Origin of the sequence: Streptomyces capoamus, from assembly GCF_014654935.1 — a bacterium.
Lineage (GTDB): Bacteria > Actinomycetota > Actinomycetes > Streptomycetales > Streptomycetaceae > Streptomyces > Streptomyces capoamus.
In genome coordinates, this window is record NZ_BNBF01000014.1 from 115,846 (window position 1) to 117,054 (window position 1,209).

The window sequence follows — 1,209 nt, forward strand, 5'->3', positions numbered from 1 at the left end:
GCCAAGGCCCTCCCCGACAGCGCGTTGCCGCAGCCGGGACAGCAGGTGACCGGACCGCCGCCGCCGCGGGCCTGGGCCGACAAGGACCCGGCCGCCGCGGCCCGGCTGTCCGCCGCCCGGGCCGGGGTGTCCGCCCTCGCCGAGCGGCTGAACATGCCCCAGGAGAACGTGATCTCCCCGGACACCGTGCGGCGGATCTGCTGGGAGCCGCCGAAGGCGGTCGACCCCGGCTCCGTGGAGCGCGCGCTCGCCGGGTTCGGCGCGCGGCCGTGGCAGGTGGAGCTGGTCACGCCGGTGCTGGTGGACGCGCTGACCGCGAAGGCCGCCTAGCCACAGGGCCGGGCAAGCGGTACAGCACAGGGACCGCGCGTACGTCGATATCCAGCCAAGATCCTGCGGGGCACGCCCGGAGGGTCCGCGGCGTCGTGCCGGCCGGCGGGGATGTGACCTTCACCGCTCCCGCCTTCCGGGGTGTGCAGCAACGTTACTCATAAGTAGCATGGGTCCTGAGCGCGCGCTCAGCGCAACGCAGCAGTGCCATCCCGCATCTGGAGGAGAGCCATCGTGCCTCGTACCGTCAGGGACGTCGTCTTCGTCGACGGCGTCCGTACCCCGTTCGGCAAGGCGGGCCCGAAGGGCATCTACCACGAGACCCGCGCCGACGACCTCGTCGTGAAGGCGATCCGGGAGCTGCTGCGCCGCAACCCCGGTCTGGACCCGAAGAAGATCGACGAGGTCGCCATCGCCGCGACCACGCAGATCGGTGACCAGGGCCTGACCCTCGGCCGTACCGCCGGCATCCTCGCCGGCCTGCCGCAGTCCGTCCCCGGCTACTCGATCGACCGCATGTGCGCCGGCGCCCTGACTGCCGTCACCACCACCGCCGGTTCGATCGCCTTCGGTGCCTACGACGCCGTCATCGCCGGCGGTGTCGAGCACATGGGCCGCCACCCGATGGGCGAGGGCGTGGACCCGAACCCGCGGTTCGTGTCCGAGAAGCTGGTGGACGAGTCGGCCCTGTTCATGGGCATGACCGCGGAGAACCTGCACGACCGCTACCCGCAGATCACCAAGCTGCGCGCGGACGAGTACGCGGTGCGCTCGCAGGAGAAGGCCGCCAAGGCCTACGCCAACGGCAAGATCCAGCAGGACCTGGTGCCGATCTCGGTGCGCCGCACCAACCCCGAGGCCGGCGAGACCGGCTGGGGT

Annotated in this window: 1 protein-coding gene and 1 pseudogene; both read left to right on the plus strand. The window is 71.9% G+C overall.

The window, feature by feature from the left end:
* Positions 1–330: pseudogene (locus tag IE312_RS41280) on the plus strand (ribonuclease D); the annotation flags it as partial.
* A gap of 234 nt (positions 331–564) precedes the next feature.
* Positions 565–1,209: thiolase family protein (locus tag IE312_RS41285; RefSeq protein ID WP_502266984.1), on the plus strand; the 645-nt coding region annotated here is incomplete at its 3' end.